The organism is Microbacterium flavum, assembly GCF_018717645.1.
GTDB classification, from domain to species: Bacteria; Actinomycetota; Actinomycetes; order Actinomycetales; family Microbacteriaceae; genus Microbacterium; species Microbacterium flavum.
Window position 1 is genome coordinate 141663 of the sequence record NZ_JAFLHG010000003.1, and the last position, 26460, is coordinate 168122.

Annotated in this window: 26 protein-coding genes; 21 read left to right on the forward strand and 5 right to left on the reverse strand. The window is 69.6% G+C overall.

Annotation, left to right across the window (positions count from 1 at the left end; all coding sequences use genetic code 11):
• Nucleotides 1-131: 131 nt before the first annotated feature.
• The 9 genes from J0P97_RS04385 to typA all read left to right on the forward strand — a co-directional run bounded on the left by J0P97_RS04385 (nt 132) and on the right by typA (nt 12337).
• A complete protein-coding gene (locus tag J0P97_RS04385) occupies nt 132-1061 on the forward strand; it encodes an ABC transporter permease (RefSeq protein WP_215486552.1) in 930 nt (309 codons plus the stop codon).
• Nucleotides 1051-2016 (forward strand): ABC transporter permease, encoded by a 966-nt coding sequence (locus J0P97_RS04390; protein ID WP_215486553.1) that lies wholly within the window; start codon nt 1051-1053, stop codon nt 2014-2016. The genes J0P97_RS04385 and J0P97_RS04390 overlap by 11 nt, the downstream gene beginning before the upstream one ends.
• On the forward strand, nt 2013-3695 hold the full coding sequence (locus J0P97_RS04395; RefSeq protein WP_215486554.1) for a dipeptide ABC transporter ATP-binding protein: 1683 nt from the start codon (nt 2013-2015) through the stop codon (nt 3693-3695). The genes J0P97_RS04390 and J0P97_RS04395 overlap by 4 nt, the downstream gene beginning before the upstream one ends.
• A 2-nt stretch (nt 3696-3697) precedes the next feature.
• Entirely contained in the window at nt 3698-4282 is a 585-nt protein-coding gene (locus J0P97_RS04400; protein WP_215486555.1) for a hypothetical protein, read from the forward strand.
• Nucleotides 4283-4549: 267 nt separating this feature from the next.
• Complete coding sequence (locus J0P97_RS04405) at nt 4550-5533, forward strand: ABC transporter permease (protein WP_215486556.1); 984 nt, start codon at nt 4550-4552, stop codon at nt 5531-5533.
• Nucleotide 5534: 1 nt separating this feature from the next.
• Nucleotides 5535-6461, forward strand: a complete 927-nt coding sequence (locus J0P97_RS04410; protein WP_215486557.1) for an ABC transporter permease — start codon at nt 5535-5537, stop codon at nt 6459-6461.
• Nucleotides 6454-8583 (forward strand): ABC transporter ATP-binding protein, encoded by a 2130-nt coding sequence (locus J0P97_RS04415; RefSeq protein WP_215486558.1) that lies wholly within the window; start codon nt 6454-6456, stop codon nt 8581-8583. The genes J0P97_RS04410 and J0P97_RS04415 overlap by 8 nt, the downstream gene beginning before the upstream one ends.
• A gap of 64 nt (nt 8584-8647) precedes the next feature.
• Complete coding sequence (locus tag J0P97_RS04420; RefSeq protein ID WP_215486559.1) at nt 8648-10327, forward strand: ABC transporter family substrate-binding protein; 1680 nt, start codon at nt 8648-8650, stop codon at nt 10325-10327.
• A gap of 96 nt (nt 10328-10423) precedes the next feature.
• Nucleotides 10424-12337 carry a translational GTPase TypA gene (gene typA, locus J0P97_RS04425; protein ID WP_215486560.1) on the forward strand — a complete coding sequence of 638 codons (1914 nt, stop codon included), beginning with the start codon at nt 10424-10426 and terminating at the stop codon, nt 12335-12337.
• A 38-nt stretch (nt 12338-12375) separates the two neighbouring features.
• Here typA and J0P97_RS04430 read toward each other — a convergent pair whose 3' ends face one another.
• Both J0P97_RS04430 and J0P97_RS04435 read right to left on the reverse strand, forming a co-directional pair.
• Nucleotides 12376-12717: a DUF2200 domain-containing protein gene (locus tag J0P97_RS04430; RefSeq protein WP_215486561.1), complete on the reverse strand. Its 342-nt coding sequence runs from the start codon at nt 12715-12717 to the stop codon at nt 12376-12378.
• Nucleotides 12718-12785: 68 nt separating this feature from the next.
• Nucleotides 12786-13334 carry a helix-turn-helix domain-containing protein gene (locus J0P97_RS04435; RefSeq protein ID WP_215486562.1) on the reverse strand — a complete coding sequence of 183 codons (549 nt, stop codon included), beginning with the start codon at nt 13332-13334 and terminating at the stop codon, nt 12786-12788.
• Nucleotides 13335-13399: 65 nt separating this feature from the next.
• On the opposite strand from J0P97_RS04435, the gene J0P97_RS04440 reads away from it, so the two are divergent.
• The 7 genes from J0P97_RS04440 to J0P97_RS04470 all read left to right on the forward strand — a co-directional run bounded on the left by J0P97_RS04440 (nt 13400) and on the right by J0P97_RS04470 (nt 18994).
• Nucleotides 13400-14104: an AzlC family ABC transporter permease gene (locus tag J0P97_RS04440; RefSeq protein WP_215486563.1), complete on the forward strand. Its 705-nt coding sequence runs from the start codon at nt 13400-13402 to the stop codon at nt 14102-14104.
• Complete coding sequence (locus J0P97_RS04445; protein ID WP_215486564.1) at nt 14101-14427, forward strand: AzlD domain-containing protein; 327 nt, start codon at nt 14101-14103, stop codon at nt 14425-14427. The genes J0P97_RS04440 and J0P97_RS04445 overlap by 4 nt, the downstream gene beginning before the upstream one ends.
• A 15-nt stretch (nt 14428-14442) precedes the next feature.
• Nucleotides 14443-14877: a DUF6113 family protein gene (locus J0P97_RS04450; protein ID WP_308163420.1), complete on the forward strand. Its 435-nt coding sequence runs from the start codon at nt 14443-14445 to the stop codon at nt 14875-14877.
• Between the two features lie 9 nt (nt 14878-14886).
• On the forward strand, nt 14887-15207 hold the full coding sequence (gene fdxA / locus J0P97_RS04455; RefSeq protein WP_215486565.1) for a ferredoxin: 321 nt from the start codon (nt 14887-14889) through the stop codon (nt 15205-15207).
• Between the two features lie 6 nt (nt 15208-15213).
• Entirely contained in the window at nt 15214-16314 is a 1101-nt protein-coding gene (gene dapC / locus J0P97_RS04460; protein ID WP_215486566.1) for a succinyldiaminopimelate transaminase, read from the forward strand.
• A 106-nt stretch (nt 16315-16420) separates the two neighbouring features.
• Nucleotides 16421-17713, forward strand: a complete 1293-nt coding sequence (locus J0P97_RS04465; RefSeq protein ID WP_215486567.1) for a citrate synthase — start codon at nt 16421-16423, stop codon at nt 17711-17713.
• A gap of 147 nt (nt 17714-17860) precedes the next feature.
• Complete coding sequence (locus J0P97_RS04470; RefSeq protein WP_215486568.1) at nt 17861-18994, forward strand: hypothetical protein; 1134 nt, start codon at nt 17861-17863, stop codon at nt 18992-18994.
• A 112-nt stretch (nt 18995-19106) separates the two neighbouring features.
• On the opposite strand, the gene ppk2 is transcribed toward J0P97_RS04470, so the two are convergent.
• Nucleotides 19107-19901: a polyphosphate kinase 2 gene (gene ppk2, locus J0P97_RS04475; protein ID WP_215486706.1), complete on the reverse strand. Its 795-nt coding sequence runs from the start codon at nt 19899-19901 to the stop codon at nt 19107-19109.
• Nucleotides 19902-19970: 69 nt separating this feature from the next.
• Here ppk2 and J0P97_RS04480 point away from each other — a divergent pair, with 69 nt between their 5' ends.
• Complete coding sequence (locus J0P97_RS04480; protein WP_215486569.1) at nt 19971-21578, forward strand: L-lactate permease; 1608 nt, start codon at nt 19971-19973, stop codon at nt 21576-21578.
• Between the two features lie 24 nt (nt 21579-21602).
• On the opposite strand, the gene dapD is transcribed toward J0P97_RS04480, so the two are convergent.
• Entirely contained in the window at nt 21603-22547 is a 945-nt protein-coding gene (gene dapD, locus J0P97_RS04485; RefSeq protein ID WP_215486570.1) for a 2,3,4,5-tetrahydropyridine-2,6-dicarboxylate N-succinyltransferase, read from the reverse strand.
• Nucleotides 22548-22649: 102 nt separating this feature from the next.
• Between dapD and dapE the strand changes: the two genes are divergently transcribed.
• The 3 genes from dapE (at nt 22650) to J0P97_RS04500 (ending at nt 25263) form a co-directional block, all read left to right on the forward strand.
• Complete coding sequence (gene dapE / locus J0P97_RS04490) at nt 22650-23726, forward strand: succinyl-diaminopimelate desuccinylase (protein WP_215486571.1); 1077 nt, start codon at nt 22650-22652, stop codon at nt 23724-23726.
• Nucleotides 23708-24982, forward strand: coding sequence for a hypothetical protein (locus J0P97_RS04495; protein ID WP_215486572.1), 1275 nt, complete (start codon nt 23708-23710; stop codon nt 24980-24982). The genes dapE and J0P97_RS04495 overlap by 19 nt, the downstream gene beginning before the upstream one ends.
• A 107-nt stretch (nt 24983-25089) precedes the next feature.
• Nucleotides 25090-25263, forward strand: coding sequence for a DUF3117 domain-containing protein (locus tag J0P97_RS04500; protein ID WP_215486573.1), 174 nt, complete (start codon nt 25090-25092; stop codon nt 25261-25263).
• Between the two features lie 85 nt (nt 25264-25348).
• Here the strand turns inward: J0P97_RS04500 and J0P97_RS04505 are convergent, their stop codons facing one another.
• Nucleotides 25349-25990, reverse strand: a complete 642-nt coding sequence (locus J0P97_RS04505) for an O-methyltransferase (protein ID WP_215486574.1) — start codon at nt 25988-25990, stop codon at nt 25349-25351.
• 72 nt (nt 25991-26062) lie between these two features.
• On the opposite strand from J0P97_RS04505, the gene J0P97_RS04510 reads away from it, so the two are divergent.
• Nucleotides 26063-26440, forward strand: a complete 378-nt coding sequence (locus J0P97_RS04510; RefSeq protein WP_215486575.1) for a twin-arginine translocase TatA/TatE family subunit — start codon at nt 26063-26065, stop codon at nt 26438-26440.
• Nucleotides 26441-26460: the final 20 nt, after the last annotated feature.

Sequence of the window (26460 nt, forward strand, 5' to 3'; positions counted from 1 at the left end):
GGTCACCGCCTCGCAGTATGTCCACCCCGACCTCGCGCCCGCGTCGATAACGCGGCACGATTCTCTTAGCGGGTGCGCACGACAGCCCGACGCCGTGCGCATGTCGCACCCCACACCTGGAGGGAGAGGGGATGCTCAGTTACATCCTCAGACGCCTGCTGCAGGTGATTCCCGTGTTCTTCGGGGCCACGCTGCTCATCTACTTCATGGTCTTCGCTCTGCCCGGAGACCCGATCCTCGCCCTCTTCGGCGACAAGACCCCGAACCCCGCGGTCATCGCGCAGCTGCGCGCGCAGTACCACCTCGATGAGCCCTTCATCGTCCAGTACTTCTACTACATCGCCGGAATCTTCCAGGGAAACCTGGGCGTGACCTTCTCCGGCCAGTCCGTCAACGACGTGCTCGCCCGGACTCTGCCGGTCACCGGACGCCTCGCGGTCATGGCGATCGCGATCGAGTTCACCCTGGCGATCATCATCGGAACGGTCTCGGCGCTGCGCAAGGGCAAGCTCTTCGACAACACGATGCTGGTGATCGCGCTGATCTTCGTCGCGCTCCCCATCTTCGTGCTCAGCTTCCTGGCCCAGTACTTCCTCGCGATCCAATGGGGATGGTTCAAGCCGACCGTCGGCGCCCAGAACAACTGGGGCGACCTGTGGCTGCCGGCGATCGTCCTCGGCCTCAGCCTGTACGCCACGAGCATGCGCCTCATGCGCTCCTCGGTGATCGACACGCTGAACCAGGACTGGGTGCGCACCGCCTACAGCAAGGGGCTGCCGCGACGACGCGTCGTCCCCGTGCACGTGCTGCGCAACTCGCTCATCCCGGTGATCACGAACTCCGCGACGAACTTCGGCGTCCTGCTGGTCGGTGCGACCGTCACGGAGGGCATCTTCAACGTGCCCGGCGTCGGAAACACGCTGTTCCTGGCGATCCAGAAGCACGAGGGCCCGACCGTCGTCTCCTTCGTGACCGTCTTCGTCATCATCTATGTGCTCGTCAACCTGGTCGTGGACCTGCTCTACGGCCTGCTCGACCCGAGGATCCGCTATGTCAAGTGATCGCAACGACCCCAGGGGCTCCGCGGGGGTGAACCACTACGTCGCGCCTGTCTCGACGAGCACGCTCGTCGTCGACGCGGTGCGTGTCGACGAGAAGCCCAGCAACCTCTGGACCGACGCCTGGCGTGATCTGCGCCGTCGTCCCACGTTCTGGATCAGCCTGCTCGTCGTCGCCATCGTCCTTCTGATGGCGATCTGGCCCACCCTGTTCACGCAGGTGCCGCCCAACTCGAACTGCCAGCTTGCCGACAGCAACGGCGGCCCGGCGGACGGGCATCCGCTCGGGTTCACCTTCCTCGGCTGCGACGTCTGGTCGCGGATGGTGTGGGGCGCGCGGACCTCCCTGTCGGTGGGTCTTCTGGCCACGATCATCGGCACCGTGGTCGGCCTCATCATGGGCGCCTTCGCGGGCTTCTACGGTGGCTGGCTCGACTCGCTGCTCTCGCGCATCGGCGACATCTTCTTCTCGATCCCCTACATCCTCGCGGCGATCGTGGTCATGAGCGTGTTCTCGACGAACCGCAACGTGCTCACCCTCGGCTTCGCGATCGGTGGATTCGCGTGGGCGTCGACGGCGCGCGTCGTGCGCGCCGAGGTGCTGCGCGTGCGCCAGGCCGACTTCGTGACGGCATCCCGAGCCCTCGGGAAGTCACGGTTCGGAACCCTCGTCAGCCACGTCATCCCGAACGCGATCGCACCGCTGCTGGTCATCACGACCATCAGCCTCGCGGCCGCGATCGTCGCCGAGGCCACCCTGTCCTTCCTGGGTGTCGGGCTCGGAGGCAACGTGATGTCGTGGGGTAACGACATCAGCGCCGCGCAGCAGTCGCTGCGCGTGGCTCCCATGGCCCTCATCTACCCGTCGATCCTGCTGACGGTGACGGTGCTGGCCTTCATCCTTCTGGGCGAGCTCATCCGCGACGCCCTCGACCCGAGAGCGAGGGCCCGCCGATGAACGCGACCTCACGCGAACCGCTGCTGAGCGTACGAGACCTGCGCGTCGCCTTCGAGTCGCAGTCGGGCAGCCGCGAAGTGCTGCACGGCGTCAGCTTCGACATCTTCCCCGGCGAGACGCTCGCCATCGTGGGGGAGTCGGGGTCGGGCAAGTCGACGACGGCGTCCGCCCTCATCCAGCTCCTGCCGGGCACGGGCCATGTCACCGCGGGCAGCATCATGCTCGAGGCGGGGGACCTGACCCTCTACAACCAGGCGCAGATGGAGGACATCCGCGGTCGCGAGATCGGCTACGTGCCGCAGGACCCGATGTCCAACCTCAACCCGGTCTGGTCGATCGGCTTCCAGGTGAAGGAGGCCGTGCGCGCGAACGGGATCGCATCGGGCAAGAAGGAGATCGAGGCGCGGGCGGTCGAGGTGCTCAAGCAGGCCGGCCTGGCCGACGCCGAGAAGCGGATGCACCAGTATCCGCACCAGTTCTCCGGCGGCATGCGCCAGCGCGCTCTGATCGGCATCGGCCTCGCGGCCGACCCGAAGCTCCTCATCGCCGACGAGCCGACCTCGGCCCTCGACGTGACGGTGCAGCGGGTGATCCTCGACCACATGGCGGGTCTGACGCGCGAGAAGGGCACCTCGGTGCTCCTGATCACCCACGACCTCGGCCTTGCGGCCGAGCGTGCGGAACGCATCATCGTCATGAAGGACGGCGAGATCGTCGAGGCCGGGCCCAGTCGTCTGATCCTCGAGAACCCCCAGCACCCGTACACGCAGCGTCTCGTCGCCGCGGCCCCCTCGATCGCCTCGCAGCGCATCCAGGCCGTCGTCCAGGACCGGGGGGTGACGTCGGCGGCGGCCATCGCCGATGCCACGCCGACCCTGCGGGTGCGCGACCTGACAAAGGACTACAAGATCCGTCAGGGCGGGTTCCGCAGCGAGCCGTTCCGCGCCGTGGATGCCGTGTCGTTCGACATCCCGCGGGGCAAGACACTCGCCCTCGTGGGCGAGTCCGGGTCGGGCAAGTCCACCGTCGCCAAGATGGTGCTCAAGCTCGAGGACCCGACCTCCGGGGCGATCGAGGTCGACGGCATCGACACCGCGAAGCTCTCTCGGAAGGACACGTTCGCCCTGCGTCGGCGCATGCAGCCGGTCTTCCAGGACCCGTACGGATCGCTCGACCCGATGCGCAACATCGGCAACACGATCGCCGAGCCGCTGGAGATCCACAAGGTCGGCGACGCGAAGTCGCGTCGCGAGCGCGTCCGCGAGCTTCTCGATCAGGTGTCCCTGCCGCAGAGCCTGGCATCCCGGTACGCGAACGAGCTCTCCGGCGGCCAGCGTCAGCGCGTCGCGATCGCGCGCGCGCTCGCGCTCAAGCCCGACATCGTCATCCTCGATGAGGCGGTGTCGGCGCTCGACGTGCTCGTGCAGGACCAGATCCTGAAGCTCCTCGCGGAGCTGCAGTCGGAGCTCGGCCTCACCTACCTGTTCATCACGCACGACCTCGCCGTCGTCCGCGTGGTGGCCGACCTCGTCTGCGTCATGGAGCGCGGCCGGGTCGTCGAGCAGGGCAGCGTCGACGAGATCTTCGCGAACCCCGCGGAGGAGTACACGCAGCGGCTTCTCGACGCCATCCCGGGCGCGTCCATCCCCCTCGGCGGGAGCGCGACGGGAGGGTTCTGAGCATGCCCGCAGATCCCCGACCCTCCGGCGCCACGCCGGAGCGCCGGGTGCTGCGACCGACGTCGGGCACGGTGATCCTCATCGTGTCCGGCGTGGTCGTGCTCGGCCTGCTGGTGGACGCGGCGGTGCGCGCCGGGCTTCTGGAGATGCTCCGGCTCGCGCCATGGCTCCTCCTCGTGCTGTGGGGGGTCTACATCGCCCTCTACGCCCCGCACATCGCCTACGACCGCAGCGGCGTGTTCGTGCAGAACTACCTGCGCCGCACCTGGATCCCGTGGTCTCGGGTCGCCGACATCGCGATGCGCTGGCAGGTGCAGTTCGCCCTGACCGGAGGGGGCAGCGTCGCCGCGTACGGCGGACCGGCGGCCTCGCGACCCGGTCGCAACGATCGGAGACAGCGCTCCGCGGACCGTCCCGTGCCGAGCTGGCTGCGCGACCTCGGCGACCTGCGGGACACGTGGCAGCACGCGGATGACGCCGCGTCGGGGACGGGCGCGCCGGCCCGCTCCTGGGACGTGCCGGCATTGATCGTGCTCGGCGTGCTCGTGGCCGCGGCTGCCGGATCCGTCATCAGCGTGCAGGGCTGAGGGTGCAGGATGGCAACTGTCTCCCGGCTCCGGATGGTCATTTTGCATGGGTGTGACGAAATGTTACGGTCGTGCAAAGAGTCCCGGCCAACGACGGCCGCGGAGTACTGAGCGAGTTATGGTCGACACGTCGCACCTCGCGCGAGGCATCCCCGATGAGCACCGGATCGGTTCTGCGCAGGCGACACTGCGGCGAGACCTCGCCCTCGATGAAAGAGCAATGATGATCCGCCACTCAGTCCGACGTCGCACCACGAGTACGGCGCAATGACGCTCTACGTCATCCGGCGATTCCTGAACTACGCGATCCTGAGTCTGATCGCGACCTGCATGGCGTACGTGCTCGCGAGCATCGCGCTCGATCCCGCGGCACGCTTCTACGGCATCAACCCGCGTCCGCCGCAGTCCTCCATCGACGCGTCCCTGAACGCGATGGGCGTGAACCCGGACGTGCCGATCATCGTCCGGCTGTGGAACTGGCTCGTGAACCTGTTCACCCACTTCTCTATGGGCACGACCGTCGGCGGGGCCCAGGTGACCGCCGAGATCGCCGCGCGCTCCGGCGCCAGCCTCCGTCTCCTGCTCATCGGATCCCTGATCGGCGCGATCCTGGGCGTGCTCCTGGGCGTGTGGGGCGCGGTGCGCCAGTACCGGACGAGCGACCAGATCGTCACCTACTCCTCGTACGTCGTCTTCGCGACCCCGACCTTCGTCATCGGCGTGCTCCTGATGATCCTCGCGACGCAGTTCAACAACCTCGTGGGCTCCCAGGTGATCACGTTCACGGGGGAGTACACGGCCGGGATCTCGGGGAGCTGGTGGGACCTCGCGGTCGACCGTGCCATCCACCTCCTCCTCCCGACCATCGCGCTCGTCCTCATCGGCGCCGCCTCCTTCTCGCGATATCAGCGCAGCGTCATGCTCGACGTCCTCGGCGCCGACTACATCCGCACGGCCCGCGCCAAGGGCCTCCCGCGCACGCAGGCGCTGTTCCGCCACGGCGTGCGCCTCGCGCTGATCCCGATGTCGACGTTCTTCGCCTACAGCTTCGGGACGCTGATCGCAGGCTCGGCGATGCTCGAGATCGTCTTCAGCTGGCGCGGGATGGGGCAGTTCCAGATCGAGGCGATCCAGAAGAACGACATCAACGCGGTCGCCGGGAGTGCGCTGTTCGTCGCCGTGCTCTACCTCATCGCCTCGACGCTGTCCGAAGTGCTCTACGCCGCACTCGACCCGAGAGTGAGGAACTGACATGTCGGTCATGCAGGAGAAGGCCCTCGAAGAGGGCCTCGAAAGCGTCAGCGACGTCACCAAGACGCGGCGACCGCTCTCGCGCGCCGGGCTGGTCTGGCACCGTCTGAGGCGGATGCCTCGGTTCTGGATCGGCGCCTCGGTCGTCGTCCTCGTCATCCTCTGGGCGTTCGTCGGGCCGCTTGTCTACCCGTGGTCGATCAGCGACCGCGACGTCCTGAACATGGGCATGGGCCCCACGATGATCCACTGGTTCGGGACCAACTCGATCGGCCAGGACATCTACGCGCAGACCCTCGCCGGCCTGCAGAAGTCTCTCATCATCGGCCTGGTCGCCGGTCCCACGGCGACGGTCATCGCCGCGACCGTCGGCTCGGCGTCGGGATACATCGGCGGGTGGTTCGATCGCATCGTCCAGTGGATCATCCTGCTGCTGCTCGTGATCCCCGCCTTCTTCCTCTTCATCCTCCTGAGCCCGCTCATCAAGGGCCTGTCCTGGGTCGTGCTGATGTTCTACATCGCGCTGTTCAGCTGGATGATCATGGCGCAGGTGGTGCGCTCGCAGACCCGCTCGCTGCGCAACCGCGACTTCGTGCGCGCGGCTCGCTACATGGGGATGCCGACGCGTACGATCCTGAGCCGCCACATCATCCCCAACATGGCCTCGCTGCTGATCATCGACGCGACCCTCGGCGTCGTCACGGCGATCATGGCGGAGACCTCGCTGAGCTATTTCGGCTTCGGCATCCAGAAGCCCGACGTCTCGCTCGGGACGCTTCTGGCCGACGGCACCGCCGCCGCGGTCACGCGGCCGTGGCTGTTCGTCTTCCCCGCCTTCGTCCTCATCATCCTGCTCTTCGCGATCAGCCTCGTCGGCGATGCTCTGCGCGATGCGATCGACCCGACGTCTGGAATGAACCGTGACTGACGCCCTCCTCACCGCACCCCGCGGCCGCACCGGCGCGCCCCTGCTGTCGGTCCGGGACCTCAGCGTGACCTTCCCCCAGCGCGACGGCTCGCCCGTCCAGGCGGTGCGCGGCATCTCCTACGACGTGTATCCGGGGGAGTTCCTCGGGATCGTCGGCGAATCCGGCTCGGGCAAGTCCGTGTCATCGCTCGCCGTGATGGGCCTCCTGCCGTCGACGGCGGAGATCACCGGCGTGATCGAGTTCGAGGGCCGCTCGCTCCTGGATCTCGACGACAACAAGCTCTCGAAGATCCGCGGCAAGGACCTCGCGATGGTCTTCCAGGACCCGCTCTCCGCGCTCACCCCCGTGTACACCGTGGGAGATCAGATCGCCGAGGCGCTGCGCCTGCACGACTCCCACCTCTCCGCGAACGCCGCCGCGGCGCGGGCCGTGGAGCTGCTGAAGGTCGTCGGCATCCCCGACGCCGAGCGCCGTGCGCGGGCGTTCCCGCACGAGTACTCCGGCGGCATGCGGCAGCGCGCCATGATCGCGATGGCGATCGCCAACGACCCGAAGGTGATCCTCGCCGACGAGCCGACGACGGCGCTCGATGTGACCATCCAGGCGCAGATCCTCGAGGTCCTGGAGACCGCGAAGGAGATCACCGGCGCCTCCATCGTCCTCATCACCCATGACCTCGGTGTCGTCGCGGGTCACGCCGACCGCGTCGGTGTGATGTACGCCGGCAAGCTCGTGGAGATGGGATCCACCGACGAGGTGTTCACCGCTCCGCAGATGCCGTACTCGATCGGCCTCCTGCGCTCCGTCCCGAACATGCTCACGGCCGGCACTCAGCGCCTCGTCCCGCTCGAGGGGCGCCCGCCGTCCCTCGCGAACCTGCCGCAGGGCTGCCCGTTCGCCGCGCGGTGCCCGATCGCCGTCGACGCATGCCGTGAGGTCGAGCCGGTGCTGGTCGCGCACGACCCTGCGACCCCGGCGCACACCGCCGCCTGCATCCGTGCCGGAGAGATCGTCGACGGCACGCTCGTGCGCTCCGAGGTGTTCCCGCGGCCCGACGCACTGCCTGCCGAGGAGCGCGCCGAGACGGGCGGCGAGCCCGTGCTCGACGTCACCGACCTCAAGCGCCACTTCCCGCTCATGCGCGGTGGCGTGTTCCCCCGCCGCGTCGGCACGGTCCGCGCCGTCGACGGGGTCTCCTTCACGCTGCGCCCCGGCCGGACGCTCGGCCTCGTGGGCGAGTCGGGCTGCGGCAAGACGACCACCATCCTCGAGGTGATGGAGATGACCGCGCCGCAGCACGGCTCCATCCGCATCGAGGGCGTCGATGTCGCGGGCGCGAGCAAGAAGCAGATCAAGGGGCTCCGCCGCGACGTCCAGATCGTCTTCCAGGACCCGATGGGCGCCATCGATCCGCGTCTGCCCGTCGGCGAGGTCATCACCGAGCCGCTCTGGGTGCAGGGTGTGCCCAAGTCCGAGCGCGACGCGCGGGTCACCGAGCTGCTCGAGCTCGTCGGTCTCGACCCGGCCATGGCCGACCGGTACCCGCACGAGTTCTCCGGAGGCCAGCGCCAGCGCATCGGCATCGCCCGGGCGCTCTCGACCAACCCGGCCGTCCTCATCCTCGACGAGCCCGTCTCGGCGCTCGACGTGTCGATCCAGGCGGGCGTCATCAACCTCCTCGAGGACCTCCGCGAGAGGCTGGGACTGTCGTACCTCTTCGTCGCGCACGACCTCGCGGTCGTCCGGCAGATCGCCGACGACGTCGCCGTGATGTATCTCGGCGCGATCGTCGAGCAGGGGCCGATCGCCGATGTGTTCCAGAACCCGCGGCATCCGTACACGAAGGCGCTCATCTCGGCCGCCCCGATCCCCGACCCCCGCATCGAACGGGGACGCACCCGCATCCTCCTCAACGGCGATCTGCCGAGCCCGACGCAGGAGATCACCGGATGCCGGTTCCGCACCCGCTGCCCGCTCTACGCGCTCCTCGACGAGGCGGCGCAGGAGCGCTGCCGGACGTCGGATCCCGAACTCCTCGCGCACGGACGCACCCGTGTCGCGTGCCACCATGCGGATCGCTCCGCGCTCGTCGACGAGGCGGCTCTGGCCGCCACGTCCTGACACAGACTCCCGGCGACGGCACCAGGTTCGCCGGGCCCCCCAAGGTAACGAGAGGAAAGATCACATGAGGACACGGAGTGCGAAGGCGCTGGGCGCCATCGCGGTGCTCAGTGCCGCAGCGTTGGTTTTCGCGGGATGTGCGGCCGGTAACACGGCGCCGAACGCGAGCGACAGCCCGTCTGCGGAACTGCCCACGGTGGACTGGGATGCGGCTGCGGCCGGCGATGTGCAGGACGGCGGCACGCTGAACCTCGCGGTCGGCGCCCTCCCCGTCAACTACAACAACTCGCAGATCGACGGCAACGACGTCGACACGAACACGATCCTGTCGTCGACGGCCGGCGGCCCGCTGCGGATCACCACCGACGGTGCGACGGAGGTCAACCCCGACTACGCGTCGTCGGTCGAGCTCGTCAGCGATGACCCGCAGGTCGTCGAGATCAAGCTGAACCCGAAGGCGGTCTGGGAGGACGGCACCCCCATCACGGTGGCCGACTACGAGGCCACGTGGAAGGCCCTCAACGGCTCGAACGCCGACTACCAGGTCGTCTCGACGACCGGGTGGGACCAGATCGGCTCCGTCGAGCAGGGCTCGGACGAGTTCGACGTGAAGATCACGTTCAGCTCGGTCTTCGCCGATTGGCAGTCCCTCCTCGGTGGCGTGCTGCCGGCCGCGGTCGCGAACGACCCGGTCGCCTTCAACACGGGCTACACCGCCAAGGCGCTGCCCTCCTCCGGTCCGTTCGCCATCTCGAAGATCGACCAGACCGGTCAGGTCATCACCCTCACGCCCAACCCGATGTGGTGGGGTGCGAAGCCGAAGCTCGAGACCATCCTGTTCAAGGTCGTCAGCCAGGCCCAGCAGGGGTCGTCGTTCGCCAACAAGGAGATCGACGCGCTGTACATCTCGTCCAACGCCGACCTCTTCGCGACCGCGAAGTCGCGTGAGGACGCGGAGATCCAGGCGACCAACGGTCTCACCTGGACGCACGTGACGATGAACGCCAAGGAAGGACCGCTGTCCGACGTCAACGTCCGCAAGGCCGTCGCGTCGGTCGTCAACCGCGAGCAGATCTCGGCCGCGGCCAACACGCCGGTCGAGGTCCCCGCGGTCACGCAGGGCGACTACATCTTCATGGCCGGCCAGGAGGGCTACCAGGACAAGGCGCTTCCGTACGACACTGCGGCCGGTGAGACCTTCCTGAAGGATGCCGGGTACACGAAGGAGGGCGACAGCTGGATGAAGGACGGCGAGGCGCTCAAGCTCACCGTCACCGTTCCCGCCGACACCGCGACCAACATCCAGCGTGCCGAGCAGGTCCAGGCCGACCTCGGTGACTTCGGCATCCCCGTCGAGCTCACCACCGTTCCCGCCGCGCAGTACTTCAGCGACTACGTGATCCCGGGCAACTTCGAGATGGTCACCTTCTCGTGGCAGGGCACGCCCTTCCCGATCTCCTCCTCGGAGGCGCTGTTCTACCCGCTGGACTCGGGTCAGAACTTCACCGGCACGACTGACGACAAGCTCGGCGACCTGTGGACGAAGGCCAACACGGAGCTCGACCCCGACAAGCGGATCGAGATCGCCAACGAGATCAACGACACCATCTGGTCGTACGTCCCGATGTTCCCGATCGCGCCGCTGCCCAACGTGTGGGCGGTCAAGCAGGGTCTCGTCAACTACGGGGCCGCGATGTTCGGCTACTCGCCCGTCGACTGGACGATCGTCGGCTGGAAGAAGTGAGGTCTGACCGTCCCTGACGGTCCTGCCTTGTAGAATGGGATGTGCTCCGCTCGGGGCGCATCCCATTCTTTCTTCTCTCCCTTCGTTAGGTCACCCATGGCGCACGTCCTCCGTCCGGATCTCCGCAACGTCGCGATCGTCGCGCACGTCGATCACGGCAAGACGACGCTCGTCGACGCCATGCTCCGCCAGACCGGATCCTTCGGCTCGCACGAGCACATGGAGGAGCGCGCGATGGACTCGAACGACCTCGAGCGCGAGAAGGGCATCACGATCCTCGCCAAGAACACGGCGATCACCTACAGCGGTATCCACTCCGACGTCCCGGTGACGATCAACGTCATCGACACCCCCGGCCACGCCGACTTCGGCGGCGAGGTCGAGCGCGGTCTCTCCATGGTCGATGGCGTCGTCCTGCTCGTGGATGCCTCGGAGGGCCCCCTCCCGCAGACGCGCTTCGTGCTGCGCAAGGCGCTCGAGGCGAAGCTCCCCGTCATCCTGCTCGTGAACAAGACTGACCGTCCCGACGCGCGCATCGCCGAGGTCGAGGAGGAGGCTCACGACCTGCTGCTGGGCCTCGCCGGCGACCTCGTCGACGATGTCCCCGACCTCGACGTCGACGCTCTGCTCGATGTCCCGGTCGTCTACGCGTCCGGCCGCGCCGGCGCGGCATCCCGCAACCGCCCGGAGAACGGCACGCTGCCCGACAACGACGACCTCGAGCCGCTGTTCGAGGCGATCCTGGAGCACGTGCCCGCACCGGCGTACGACGACGAGGCGCCGCTGCAGGCGTGGGTCACGAACCTCGACTCGAGCCCGTTCCTCGGCCGCCTCGCGCTCCTGCGCGTCTTCAACGGCACGCTGAAGAAGGGCCAGACGGTCGCGTGGGTCCGCTCCGACGGCACCACGAGCAACGCCCGCATCACCGAGCTGCTGAAGACCCGCGCACTGGAGCGCTACCCGGCCGAAGATGCCGGCCCGGGCGACATCGTCGCCATCGCCGGATTCCCCGACATCACGATCGGCGAGACCATCGCCGACCCCGAAGACGTCCGCCCGCTCCCCGCGATCACGGTCGACGACCCCGCCATCTCGATGACGATCGGCACGAACACCTCGCCCCTCATGGGCAAGGTCAAGGGCCACAAGCTCACGGCGCGCATGGTCAAGGACCGCCTCGACCGCGAGCTCATCGGCAACGTGTCGCTCAAGGTCGTCGACATCGGCCGCCCGGACGCGTGGGAGGTGCAGGGGCGCGGTGAGCTCGCCCTCGCGATCCTCGTCGAGAACATGCGCCGCGAGGGCTTCGAGCTCACCGTCGGCAAGCCGCAGGTCGTGACCAGGCGCGGCGAGGACGGCAAGCTCAAGGAACCCTTCGAGCACCTGACGATCGATGCCCCCGAGGAGCACCTCGGCGCGATCACGCAGCTGATGGCCTCCCGCAAGGGCCGCATGGACAACATGACCAACCACGGCACCGGATGGGTCCGGATGGAGTTCGTCGTCCCGTCCCGCGGTCTCATCGGCTTCCGCAGCGAGTTCCTCACGATCACGCGCGGCACCGGCATCGCGAACGCCATCTCGCACGGGTACGACGACTGGGCCGGCCAGATCACGACGCGCCAGAACGGCTCGATCGTCGCCGACCGCATGGGTGTCGTGACGCCGTTCGCGATGATCGCCCTTCAGGAGCGCATGAGCTTCTTCGTGCAGCCGACCGAAGAGGTCTACGAGGGCATGGTCATCGGCGAGAACTCGCGCGCCGACGACATGGACGTCAACATCACGAAGGAGAAGAAGCTGACGAACATGCGCTCGTCGACCTCCGACTCCTTCGAGTCGATGACGCCGCCGCGCCTGCTCACGCTGGAGGAGTCGCTCGAGTTCGCCCGCGACGACGAATGCGTCGAAGTGACGCCGGAGAAGGTGCGCATCCGCAAGGTCGTGCTGGATGCCACCGAGCGCGGCCGCGCCGCCTCGCGCGCGAAGCGCCAGGACGCGAACGCCTGATCTCTCCCGCCCCTGACGGGCCGCCCGCGATCGGCTCGTCAGGCGCGGAGGATCTTCTCGAGGGGTCTGCCCTTGGCGACCTCGTCCACGAGCTTGTCGAGATAACGGATCCGCTGCATGAGCGGATCCGCGATCTCCTGAACCTTCACGCCGCAGATCGTGCCGGTGATGAGCGCGGCGTGGGGGTTCAGGTGCGCCTGCGCGAAGAAGTCGCGGAACGTGGTGCCGGATGCCAGGTGCGCATCGATCTCGCCCTGTGTGTAGCCGGTCAACCAGCGTGTGACCTCGTCGACGTCACCCTTGGTGCGTCCTTTCCGTTCCACCTTCGCGATGTAGAGGGGATAGACCCGCGCGACGGGCATGCCGAAGAGACGCTCCATGCCCCGCACGCTACTCCTACGCCCGTCTCCTCCGGCGGGCCGCGCCCCGCGGACGAGCAGCCACGGGGTCAGCGCACCTCCGAGATGAGGGTGGCCCTGGTGCCGGGGCGGAGCGCCTCGAAGAGGTGGGGGGCGTCGCCCCGGTAGCGGATGTAATCGCCCGGGCCGAGCTCGACCGGGGCATCGGACGGGCCGGCGAGGGCGGCGCCCGAGACGATGACGACGTGCTCGATCGTGCCCGCCGAGTGCGGCGCCGAGGCGTGGGGTCGGCCCGGCTCTGCGCACACGAGATAGAGATCGCTCCGCGAGTGCGGTGCCCCGGCGGCCAGCAGCAGCGCCTCGTAAGGTGCGTCCGCGGCCCGGATGCCGCCGCCCTGGCCCGCGCGGATCACGGTGGGCGCGTCCTCCGGCTCGTCGACGAAGACGGAGAAGGGCACGCCCAGAGCGGTCGCGATCGCCCACAGGGTCTCGACGCTCGGGTTCGCCGCGCCCGATTCGAGCTGCGACACCGTCGCCTTGCCGACCCCCGCGCGGCGGGCGAGCTCCGCGGCGCTCAGGCCGGCGCGGTCGCGTTCGCGCCGTAGCGCGCGGGAGATCCGGGGTCCGAGAGCGTCCATATCGTTCATTATCACAAACGATCGTTCGGTTTGACGAACGTCCGGGGGATCGCGATGATGAGGTCATGGCCGACGACACCGAACGGAGCGCCGCCGAGCGCCGCGCCTGGCGGGAGGGTCTCGGCGTGGCGCTCGCCACGAGCGCCTACGGCGTGTCCTTCGGAGCGCTGTCGGTGGCCTCCGGTCTGGACGTGTGGCAGACCTGCGTGCTGAGCCTCGTCATGTTCACGGGCGGGTCGCAGTTCGCCTTCATCGGTGTGATCGGCGCCGGGGGCCTCGCCGCGGCGCCGGCGGCGATCGCGTCGGCGGGGCTCCTCGGCGTCCGCAACGTCGCGTACGGGCTGCGGATGGCGCCCCTCATCGGCACCGGTCCGCAGACGCGCATCCTGGCTCCGCACTTCACGATCGACGAGTCCACCGCGGTGGCCCTCGCCCACGCCGAGCCGCGCGCCCGCCGGATCGGCTTCTGGGTCACCGGCATCGGCATCTACCTCGGCTGGAACCTCACGACGCTCCTGGGTGCCCTCCTCGGGGACGTCCTCGGCGACCCGCGCCAGTACGGGCTGGACGCCGCCGCGGCCGCCGCATTCCTCGCTCTGCTCTGGCCGCGTCTGTCGCAGCGGCAGGCGATCGCCGTCGGCGTCGCGGCCGCCGTGGTCGCCGCGGTGCTCACGCCCGTGCTCCTCCCCGGCATCCCGGTGCTCGTCGCCGCGGCTGTCGCCGTGATCGTCGGCTGGACGAACTGGCTCGGGCGGAGGGATGCCGCGTGACCCCGGATCCCTCGCTCTGGACTGCGGTGCTCGCGGCATCCCTCCTCTGCGTCGCGCTCAAGGCGCTGGGCCACGTGATCCCGCCGCGGTGGTTCGCGGCCCCGGCGCCCTCGCGGATCGTCGACCTCCTCACCGTCGCGCTGCTGGGCGCGCTCGTCGCCGTGCAGACTCTCGGCGTCGGGCAGCAGATCGTGATGGATGCCCGGGTCCCCGCCCTCATCGTGGCCGCGGGGCTGCTCGCCGTCCGGGCTCCGTTCCTCGTGGTGGTTGCCTCCGGCGCGCTCGTGGCGGCGCTCCTGCGGATGTGGGGGATCGCCGCCTGAGCCTAGACTCCCCGTGTGGGATTCTCTTGGACGCGCGTGGCCACCTGGGCCGTCGCCCTCGTCATCGGCCTGGTCTACGGCGTCGCCGGCACGATCGGGCAGGCGGCGACGTGGGGAGTGCTCCCGCTCGGCCTCGTGATCGCGATCGTCGGCGTCGCGGCGCTCCTCCTCGCGGTGCGGACGCTCACGTCCGACCGGTGGACGGCGCTGGCGACCGGCCTCGGAGCGATGATCGCGACCCTCGTCTTCTCCGGCAAGGGCCCCGGCGGCTCGATCGTCGTCCCCGCCCCGGCGGGCGGACAGGTGTCCACCGGGATCATCTGGACGATCGCCGTGCCCCTCGTGGCGGCCATCATCGTCGGGTGGCCGAGCCTTCCGAGTGATGCGCGGCGCGGCCCTTCGAGGCGGAGTGTGTCGGACGCGGCGACCGAGGACGACGCCACGAACTAGACTCGGGGTGTGACGTATGTGATCGCCCTGCCGTGCGTGGATGTGAAGGACCGAGCCTGCATCGACGAATGCCCCGTCGACTGCATCTACGAGGGTGAGCGCTCGCTCTACATCCATCCCGATGAGTGCGTGGACTGCGGTGCCTGCGAGCCGGTCTGCCCGGTCGAGGCGATCTACTACGAAGACGACCTGCCCGACGAGTGGCAGGACTACTACACGGCCAACGTGGAGTTCTTCGACGACATCGGCTCGCCCGGCGGCGCCGCCAAGGTCGGCGTCATCGCGAAGGATCACCCCGTCATCTCCGCCCTTCCTCCGCAGGAGCACTGAGCCCCGGTGGCCGTCCGCGACCTCGACGACTACCCCTGGGATGCCGTCGCCCCGTACGCGCGCCGTGCCGCCGAGCATCCCGGCGGCCTCGTCGACCTGTCGATCGGGTCGCCCGTCGACCCCACGCCGGACGTCGTCGCGGAGGCCCTGCGCTCGGCGACCGATGCGCACGCCTACCCGCAGACGGTCGGCACGCCGGCCCTCCGCGAAGCGATCGCCGCCTGGTACGCCCGCCGTCGCGGAGTCCCGGGCCTCGGAGTCGACGACGTGCTGCCCACCGTCGGCTCGAAAGAGCTCGTGGCCCTCCTTCCCCTCCTCCTCGACCTCGGCGCAGGGGATGTCGTCGTCCACCCCCGCGCGGCCTACCCGACCTACGCCGTGGGCGCGAAGCTCGTCGGAGCGACGCCGGTGGCATCCGACGATCCCGCGCAGTGGCCCGAGGGCACGAAGCTCGTCTGGATCAACTCGCCGGGGAACCCGGACGGGCGCGTGCTCGGTGTGGCGGAGCTGCGCGCGGCCGTCGCGCGGGCCCGGGAGCTGGGCGCCGTCATCGCCTCGGACGAGTGCTACGCCGAGCTCGGCTGGGACGGTCCATGGGGGAGTGAGCCGGTTCCGAGCGTCCTCGACCCGCGGGTGACCGACGGGTCCCGCCGTGGCATCCTCTCGGTGTACTCGCTCAGCAAGCAGTCGAACCTCGCGGGGTACCGAGCCGCCTTCCTCGCGGGCGACCGCGAGATCGTCGCGCGCCTCACGACCGCGCGCAAGCACCTCGGGCTCATGCTCCCCGCGCCCGTGCAGGCAGCCATGACCGCAGCTCTCGGCGACGACGCGCACGTCGCAGTGCAGCGGGACCGCTACCGGGCGCGTCGCGGCGTGCTGAAGCCGGCGCTGGAGGCCGCCGGCTTCCGCATCGATCACTCGGAGGGCGGGCTCTACCTGTGGGCGACGGAGGGGGAGGACGCCTGGGTCACGATGGGTCGCCTCGCCGAGCGCGGCATCCTCGCCGGCCCCGGGCACTTCTACGGCGAGCACTTTCCGCAGCATGTCCGCTTCTCTCTGACGGCGACCGACGAACGGATCGCCGCCGCGGCGGAGCGCCTGCGCTGACTGTAGGTTTCCTCCGGTCCATTCGACGATCCTTTGGCGGGGATCGGAGTAGGCCCGCGCGGCCAGTAGGCTGTACAAGACCCCCAGACGACTGCAAGGAGGCTTCGTGAGCGACACGGGCAACCCCCAGACCGCGACCGTCACCGTCGGAGAGCGGACCGCTCAGCTGCCGATTCTCTCGGGCACCGAGGGGGTCCCGAGTGTGGACTTCGCCTCGTTCACGAAGCAGACGGGCCACACCGCCCTGGATTACGGGTTCGTCAACACGGCGGCCACGAAGTCCGCGATCACCTTCATCGACGGTGACGAGGGCATCCTCCGCTACCGCGGCTACCCGATCGAGCAGCTCGCGAAGAACAGCACCTACCTCGAGGTGGCCTGGCTGCTGCTCTACGGCGAGCTGCCCACCGCGGACCAGCTCGCCGAGTGGGACGACAAGATCCGTCATCACACGCTGCTGCACGAGGACCTCAAGCGCTTCTTCTCATCGCTGCCGCACACCGCGCACCCGATGTCGGTGCTGTCGGCGGCGACAGCCGCCCTGTCGACCTACTACGAGGGCCAGTCCGACCCGAACAACCCCGAGCACGTCGAGCTCAACACGATCCGCCTCCTCGCGAAGCTTCCGGTGATCGCGGCCTACGCGCACAAGAAGTCGATCGGCCACGCGTTCCTGTACCCGGACAACTCGCTGAGCTTCGTCGACAACTTCCTGAAGCTGAACTTCGGCAACCTCGCCGAGGTGTACGAGGTCAACCCCGTCACGTCGCGGGCCCTCGAGCGCCTCCTCATCCTGCACGAGGATCACGAGCAGAATGCCTCGACCTCGACCGTGCGCCTCGTCGGCTCGACGGGTGCGAACCAGTTCTCGTCGATCTCCGCGGGCATCAACGCCCTCTACGGTCCCCTCCACGGCGGCGCCAACGAGGCCGTCCTCGACATGCTCGCGCGCATCCGCGATTCGGGTGAGAGCGTGCAGCGCTTCGTCGAGCGCGTGAAGAACAAGGAGGACGGGGTGAAGCTCATGGGCTTCGGGCACCGCGTCTACAAGAACTTCGACCCCCGCGCCAAGCTCGTGAAGGAGTCGGCCGACGAGGTGCTCGCCGAGCTGGGCGTCCATGACCCGCTGCTCGACCTGGCCAAGGAGCTCGAAGAGGTCGCTCTCAGCGACGACTACTTCAAGGAGCGTCGCCTCTACCCGAACGTCGACTTCTACACCGGCGTCATCTACAAGGCGATGGGCTTCCCGACGCGGATGTTCACGCCGCTGTTCGCGATCGGTCGCCTGCCCGGCTGGCTGGCGCACTGGACCGAGATGCAGAACGACCCGCAGACCAAGATCGGCCGTCCCCAGCAGCTGTACGTGGGCGCCCCGGAGCGGAACTACCCCGGCCTCTGACCCCGCCATCCGCCGCATTCGATTCGGAAAACTGCAGCGAATTCGGAGAACACGGCTCGCGGCATCCGATCCTGTGCGTGTTCTCCGGCGGCGATGAGGTCGGGAACGGGTCGACGGCTGCGGCGGGGGTTGTGCCACGCTGAACGGATGAGCGAGAACCTGTGCGCCGGTCCGCGCGGCCGGAGGGTGGTGCTTGAACTGGTGACCGCCCTGCTGTCGGAGGACGCACGGCGCGCGCTGTTCGAGCTGGCATATCAGGCCGATATGGATGCCGGGGCCGCGATCACCCGACTGACGTTCACCGCACCGGGGGATGCCGGCCAGACCGATGGTGCCGGCGACGAGGCGGATGCCGCGCCCGAGTCTGCGACGCTGTCGCAGCTCGCGCAGGCGATCCGCGCCGCCCGGGAGCTCGGGCCGCTCGCTCCCGACGGCGAGGCGCTCGCGGCGGCGCTGCTCCGCGGTGTCGACTCGGCGCGGTACTGGCAGGCGCCGGACGGCATGGACATCGTCGCCGCCGACCCCGATGTGAGGGCGGCGCTGACGGAGGCGGCGGCGTGGCTCGACGCGCACCCCGACGCCGCATGGTGGCGCCGGGACCGGACCGCGTCGCAATGGGCGGTCGAGTTCGACCCCTCCGGCGACGGTGCGCCGTTCGATCCGGCGCCCGCAGCCGCGGGGCGCTGGAGCACGGACGCTGCCGAGGACGAGTCGCGGGCGCGCCGCGAGCGTCCGGCGGACGTGACGGCGGCCTTCAGCGGCGCGTGGTGGTCGCACCCCTGGGGTGCTCCGCACACCACCGGTGAGCTCCCGGAGGGGCTGACCCGCGTGCCCGATGCGCCGGGCCTGCCCGCCGGCATCCCCTACGTGGAAGACGGCTTCGGCTGGACGCGCGCCGTCGCCGTGCCGGTGCGCGGCGCCGGACAGACGTACGAGATCCGCGGTGCCGCGGAGTGGGCGCACCTGTGCGGCGCCTACCCGCGGGAGGTGACCGCGAGCCGCCGCCACGACTGGTATCGCGTGACGGGTCGCGAGGGGCGCTGGCTGCTTCCGGATTGGGGGCGCGTCGCCGAGGACTGGGATGCCGTGCACCTCACCGGCTGGGCCTACCTCACCGCCGCGACGCGCGAGATCGTCGTCGACGCCGAGTACTCGAGCGTCATCGGCGGGTGGGGCCCCGATGAGACGTACTGGCTGACCGGTCTCGTGCGCGAGGTCGAGGGCCCCCGTGTGCACTGGCGCGCGGACGCGCCCGAGGGCCCCTGGCGGCGTGGCCAATGAGCCTGCCTGGCGCACCGGAATCGGAGAACGCGCGCAGAATCGGAGAGTCCGGGCCGCGGCATCCGATTCTGGTGCTGTTCTCCGATTCTGGTGGTGTGCTCCGACGGTGCGATCAGGCGCCGTGCGCGATGACCTCAGCGGCGTAGTCGGGCACGTAGTTCTGCAGCTCGCGCGGTGGACGCTCGTAGCCCCCGGATGCCGGGCGAGGCGGGATCTCGATCGGATCGCGCTCGACCGGTGTGTAGGGGATCTGCGACAGCAGGTGATGGATCATGTTGATCCGGCCGCGGCGCTTGTCCTCGTTGTCGACCTCGAACCACCGCGCCTCGGGGATGTCGGTGTGAACGAACATCGTGTCCTTCGCGCGCGAATAGTCCTCCCACTTGGTGATCGACAGGACGTCGTTGGGGGAGAGCTTCCACCGCCGCATCGGGTCCTCGTTGCGAGAGCGGAACCGCTTCTCCTGCTCGATGTCCGACACGCTGAACCAGTACTTCAGAAGCAGGATGCCGTCTTCGACCAGCATCCGTTCGAAGATGGGCGCCTGATGCAGGAACCGGTGGTACTCCATGTTCGTGCAGTAGCCCATGACGTGCTCGACGCCCGCGCGGTTGTACCAGGAGCGGTCCATCAGGACGATCTCGCCCGCGGCGGGCAGGTGCGCGACGTAGCGCTGGAAGTACCACTGCGACTTCTCGCGCTCGGTGGGCGTCGGGAGGGCCACCACCCGCGCGACGCGCGGATTCAGGTACTGCGAGACCCGGCTGATGGTCGATCCCTTGCCTGCGGCGTCCCGCCCCTCGAAGATCACCACGACCCGTGCGCCCGTGGACTGCACCCACGCCTGCATGTCGACGAGCTGCGCCTGGAGCGCCTTCAGCTCGCGCTCGTAGGCCTTCTTCGGCATCCGCTCGCTCATGCCCCCGAGCGTAGCTTGCCGCTAGGGTGACTCGCAGACGCACGAGCGGAGACGACCATGTGGGCTGCGACGACCGATCCCCTCGGGGCCTTATGGCTCTCCGCCCTCGTGGCGGCCGTCCCGATCCTCGTCTTCCTGATCTCGCTCGTCGTCTTCCGGCTCAAGGGCCTGTGGGCGGGGCTCATCGCCCTCGGCGCGCAGATCGTCGTCGCGCTGTGGGCGTTCGGGATGCCGGCGGAGCACGTCGCCGGCGCCGGGCTCCTCGGGCTCCTCACGGCCCTCTGGCCCATCGCGTACATCATCGTCATGGCGGTCTGGCTCTACAAGATCGCCGTCGAGAGCGGTCGCTTCGATGTCGTGCGCTCGTCCATCGCGGGCATCTCGCCCGACCAGCGCATCCAGGTGCTCCTGATCAGCTTCGCGTTCGGCGGGTTCCTGGAGGGCGCGGCGGGCTTCGGCGTGCCGATCGCGATCTGCGCCGCACTCCTGGTCCAGCTCGGCTTCCGTCCGGTGAAGGCCGCGATGATCTCGCTCGTCGCCAACGCGGGCGCCGGCGCCTACGGGGCGATCGGCATCCCGGTCATCGTGGGGGCCCAGGTCAGCGGCATCGACGTCCACGAGCTCTCGCGCGCGATGGTGCTGATCCTCCAGCCGCTCACGCTGCTGATCCCGTTCCTGCTGGTCGTCATCCTCGACGGATGGCGCGGGCTCCGCGAGACGTGGCCCGCCACCCTCATCGTGACGATCGTGTTCAGCGGCGTCCAGGCCGGTGTGTTGTGGTTCCTCGGCCCGGAGCTCGCGGATCTCGGGGCGGGGCTCGGGGCGATGGTCGCCCTCTTCCTGCTCGGGCGCGTGTGGCAGCCCGCCCGCATCTTCCGCGAGGGCGGCGGGGAGGTGCCGGTCATCGAACGCCACTCCCCGCGCGAGGTGCTCGTCGCGTGGAGCCCGTTCTACATCCTCACGGCGTTCATCCTGATCTGGAGCCTGCCGGCCTTCAAGGCCCTGTTCGCCCCGGACGGGCCGCTCGCGGCCGCCGTGCTGACGGTGCCGGTGCCGGGGCTCACCGGCGTCATCGCGAACGCGAAGGGCGATGTCGTCGCGGCGGCGTGGGCCTTCACGCCGGTGAACGCGACCGGCACGGCGATCCTGCTCGCCGTTCTCGTGACCTTCTGGACCACGCCCCGCCTGCAGGCCCGGCAGCTCTGGGCGACGCTGCGCGCGACGATCCGCGAGCTCTGGCAGGCGCTCCTGCTGATCACGATCATCCTCGTGCTGGCGAACATCGCGAACTTCTCCGGCGGATCGGTGTCGATGGGAAGCGCCCTGGCCGCGGTCGGACCGGTCTTCCCGTGGATCGCACCGATCATCGGATGGATCGGCGTCTTCCTCACGGGCTCGGTGGTCAACAACAACACGCTGTTCGCTCCGCTGCAGGTCGCGACGGCGGAACGGATCGCGGTCGATCCGGCGCTCCTGGTCGCCGGCAACACGGCGGGAGGGACGACGGCGAAGGTGATCTCGCCGCAGTCGATCGCGATCGCGGCGGGCGCCGTCGGGCTGTCGGGGCGCGAGTCGGAGATCCTGCGCGCCGCGATCGGCTACAGCCTCGGGATGCTCGTGTTCCAGTGCCTGTGGACGGGCATCCTGTCGCTGCTCTCGTCCTGATCCGGGAGGTCCGGCGGGGATTCGTCAGGCGTGGAGGGCCTCGTTGAGGGTCACACCGACGCCCTCGCGGCGGACGGCCTCGATCGCCCCGGAGAGGGAGTTGCGGCGGAAGAGGATGCCGTTCTGACCCGACAGCTGGGCGCCCTTGACGATCGGACGGGAGCCGTCGTGCAGCGGGCTCTCGTTCGGGAGGACGATCTTCGAGCCGGCCGTGACATACAGGCCCGCCTCGACGATGCAGTCGTCGCCGAGGGAGATGCCGATGCCCGCATTCGCGCCCAGGAGGGTCCGCGAGCCGATCGACACGCGGTGCGCGCCCCCGCCGGAGAGCGTCCCCATGATGGACGCGCCGCCGCCGATGTCGGAGCCGTCGCCGACCGTGACCCCCTGGGAGATCCGTCCCTCGACCATCGAGGCGCCGAGGGTGCCGGCGTTGAAGTTCACGAAGCCCTCGTGCATGACGGTCGTCCCCGGCGCGAGGTGGGCGCCGAGACGCACGCGCGAGGCATCCGCGATCCGCACCCCCGCCGGGACGACGTAGTCCGTCAGCCGCGGGAACTTGTCGAGGCCCTGGAGCTGGATGCCGGCGCGCTGCAGCTGCGGGCGCAGGCGGGCGAACGCGTCCGGGTGGACCGGGCCGGCGCCCGTCCAGGCGACGTTCGGCAGGTGCGCGAAGATGCCCGCGAGGTTCACCTCGTTCGGCAGGACGAGCAGGTGCGACAGGGCGTGCAGGCGCAGGTACGCGTCGCTCGTCGCCTGCGGCGGGGCGTCGAGGTCGATCTCCACGATGACGACCTCGACGGTGACGTCGCGCCTCTCGTCGGGTCCGGCCTGGGCGTCGAGGGCCGAGGTGTCCGCATCCTGCGGCGCGCGGCCGACGGCAGGCGAGGGGAACCAGGTGTCCAGGACGGTGCCGTCTGCGGCCGTGGTGGCGAGGCCCGCGCCCCAGATCCAACGCTGTTCGGTCATCGTTCCAGGGTAGTGGCGCGGTGGCGCGACCCCGAACCGAGAGTCGGAGTCGGGCCGGAGGCGCGGGTCGGGTCATCGGGGCGGCTGGCTAGACTCGACGCCATGGCGCGCCTCGACCTCAGCATCGGTTCCGTCGACCTCACGCGAGCGATCTGCGACATCGCGAGCGTCTCGGGGGAGGAGGCGGAGCTCGCCGATGCCATCTACGCGGAGATCGCGCCGCTCGCCCACCTCGACGTCCACCGGGACGGGAACACGATCGTCGCGCGCACGGGCCTCGGGCGGAGCCAGCGGGTCGTGATCGCGGGGCACATCGACACCGTGCCCATCAACGGCAACGTCCCCACCCGCGACGTGACGGTCGACGGCGAGCGATACCTGTGGGGTCGCGGCACGGTGGATATGAAGAGCGGCACCGCCGTTCAGCTGAAGCTCGCCGCCGAGCTCGTCGCCCCCCGGGTCGACATCACGTGGATGTGGTACGACAACGAGGAGGTGGACTCGGACCTCAACGGCCTCACACGCCTCGCCCGTACGCGCCCCGACCTGTTCGCGGGCGACTTCGCGATCCTCGGCGAACCGTCCGACGGACAGGTGGAGGGCGGCTGCAACGGCACGCTCCGCGCCGTCGTCCGCACGCACGGCGTCCGTGCGCACAGCGCGCGCGCGTGGATGGGCGAGAACGCGATCCACCGTGCCGCGCCGATCCTCTCCCGCCTCGCCGAATACCGTCCGCGGGAGATCGCCGTCGACGGCCTCGTCTACCGGGAGGGTCTGAACGCGGTGCGGATCTCGGGCGGCGTCGCCGGCAACGTCATCCCGGACCTCTGCGAGGTCGAGATCAACTTCCGCTTCGCACCGAGCCGCTCCCTGGCCGAAGCGGAGGAGCACGTGCGCCGTGTGCTCGAGGGTTTCGAGGTCGAGGTCGTCGACGGGGCCGCCGGCGCCCGCCCGGGTCTCGACGCGCCGCTCGCGCAGGAGTTCCTCGCCGCGGTGGGTGCGGAGCCCCGCCCGAAGTACGGGTGGACCGACGTCGCCCGCTTCGCCGCGATGGGCGTGCCCGCCGTCAACTACGGCCCGGGGAACCCGAGCCTGGCCCACCACGACGAGGAGCAGGTCTCCTACGCGCAGATCGAAGCCGTCGAGCAGGGCCTGCGTGCGTGGCTGACCGCGTCGTGACCGGCGCCCTCTCGGGCGACCCGATCGGGCCGGCGCCCACCGGCGGGCGCGTGGCGGTCGCGATCGGGGCGCATCGGATGGTGCTGCGCCCCGCCGTCGCGATCGCCGCGATCTACATCGCCGCCCGGATCATCACGACGGTCTTCCTCCTCGTCGGCGCCGAGATCGCGAGCCGCGCCACCGGGACCGCGGCCACGATCGGCTCCCTGTCGATGAGATGGGATGGCCAGTGGTATTGGGTCGTGGGGACGGCCGGGTACCCGAGCGACCTGCCGCTGGATGCCGCGGGGAACGTCACCCAGAACGCCTGGGCCTTCATGCCGCTGTATCCGGCCCTCTCCCGCGCGCTGTCCGTGATCCTCGGAGGGCAGTACCCGCTCGCCGCGATCATCGTCGCGCTCGTCGCGGGCTACCTCGCCTGCCTCGTGCTCTTCCACCTGCTCCGCGCGGGGATCGGCGACCGCGCGGCGCTCTGGGGTGTGGCGTTCGTCGCCGCGGGGCCCCTCGCCGCCCTCTTCCAGATGGGCTACGCCGAGAGCCTCTTCCTCCTCTGGCTGTTCCTCGCTCTCCTCGTCGTCGTCCGACGCCGGTTCGCGTGGCTGTACCTGCTCCTGCCGCTCCTCGGCTTCACCCGCCCCGGCATCCTCGCCTTCGCGCTGATGCTCGGCGCCTATGGGATCGTGCGCTGGGCGCGCCGTCGTGTCGATCCGCTCCCGACGATCGACATCGTCCACATCGTGTGCGCGGGTGCCCTCGCGGTGGTCCTCGGCTTCGCCTGGCAGATGATCGCGGGCTGGGTCACCGGCGACCCGCAGGCGTACCTGGAGACCGAGCTCTCCTGGCGCCGCGGATGGACGGGGGACGACGAGGGCGGGTTCGTCCCCTTCCAGGGATTCGTGCAGGCATCCGCGATCTGGTTCCGGATCTGGGGGCTCCCGGAGTGGGGCGGATACGTCGCGTTGGCGGTCCTCGTGGCGGCGTTCGCGGCGGCGCTGCTGTTCGATCCGCGCGTCCGGCGCCTCGGGATCGAGATCCGCCTGTGGTCGGCCAGCTACGCGCTCTACCTGCTGCTCGTCTTCTTCCCGCAGTCGAGCATCTTCCGGCTGCTCCTCCCGCTCGCCCCGCTCGCCGGAGCGCTCGCCGTGCCGCGGCGCACCGCCTGGCGGGTCGCCGTCCTCGCCGTGTGCGTCCTCCTGCAGTGGTGCTGGATCGATCAGATGCTCGTCCAGGGAACGACGTTCACTCAGATCCCCTGAGGCCGCGATCCCCCGATCCGCATGCCCCGACATCCGGGGCGTGAGCGCGAGTGTCGCGCAGTACCGGTAAACTCTCAGTGTTGTCCGAAGAGCAAAAGGAGTCTGCCATGGCAGCCATGAAGCCGCGTACCGGAGACGGACCTATGGAGGCCGTGAAGGAGGGGCGCCTCATCATCGTGCGCGTTCCCCTCGAAGGTGGTGGCCGTCTGGTCGTCTCCGTCAACGATGACGAGGCGAAGGAACTCCACGGCGTCCTCGGTGGGGTCGTCGGCGCAGCCTGACGCGCGATATCCGTATGCACGGCCGGTCTTCGGACCGGCCGTGCGGCGTTTCCGGGGGGCGTTCCCCGGGGCCTTTCGCCGCTGGTCAGCGTTGGTCGGCCGGAACCGTCGTCAGCTGCAGCAGGCCCTCGCCGACGATCGACAGGGCGCCGAGGACGGCGGGGGAGGACTGCGTCTCCTGGATGAGCGAGCGGTACGCGGTGGTGACCGCGTCGCGGCGCACGGGGTCGGCGACGCCTCCGCCCGCCAGCACACGCGGCACGAGGACGGTGCCGCCCGCGCGCACGAGCCGCAGGCCGTGTTCGACGTATTCGATGACGCCCTCCGGATCGGCATCCACCAGGACGATGTCGTAGGAGGCCTCGTTCATGCGGGGGAGCACGTCGGCGGCTCGGCCCGTGATGAAGCGGGCGCGCGCCGGCGCGATGCGCGCGTCGGTGAACGCGGCGCGGGCGGCGGCGAGGTGCTCCGGCTCCTTGTCGATCGTCGTGAGCGTCGCGCGGGGGGAGCCGTGCAGCATCCACAGGCCCGACACTCCCGCACCGGTGCCGATCTCGACGATGTTGAGGGCCGCGGTGGCGGCTGTGAGCACGGCGATCTGCGCGCCGACGGCGGCGCTGATCGGGTCGGCGCCGATCTCGACGGCCCGCGCGCGGGCGCGCTCGATGGCGTCCGGCTCGATCGTCGCCTCGAGGGCGAATCGACGGATCGCATCTGCTTCAGCCATGAGTGCTCCTTCGTCCTCAGCGTACGGCCGGTTCGGAGCCGCGTCGGGGAGGCGCACGGGTAACCTGGAGTCATGTTCTTCGGCTACGACATGGAGAAGTTCCTCCTCCTGCTCATCGTGGCCGCCCTCCTGCTCGGCCCGGAGCGGCTGCCGCGCTACGCGGAAGGTCTGGCCCGGCTGACCAAGCGCACGCGCGAATGGCTGTCGGGCGCGCGTACGCGCGTCAAGGAGGAGATGGGCGAGGACTTCGACGACGTGCAGTGGAGCCGTCTGGACCCGCGTCAGTACGACCCGCGCCGCATCATCCGCGATGCGCTGCTCGATGACGCCCCCGTGCCGAGCGTACGGGCGGCGGCGGCGGGAGCGGCGGCCGTCGCGACCGCGGCGGTGCCCCTGGCATCCGCCTTCGACCCGGACGCCGTGGTGCCCTACGACACCGAGGCGACCTGATCGCCCGACCGACCGGGGAG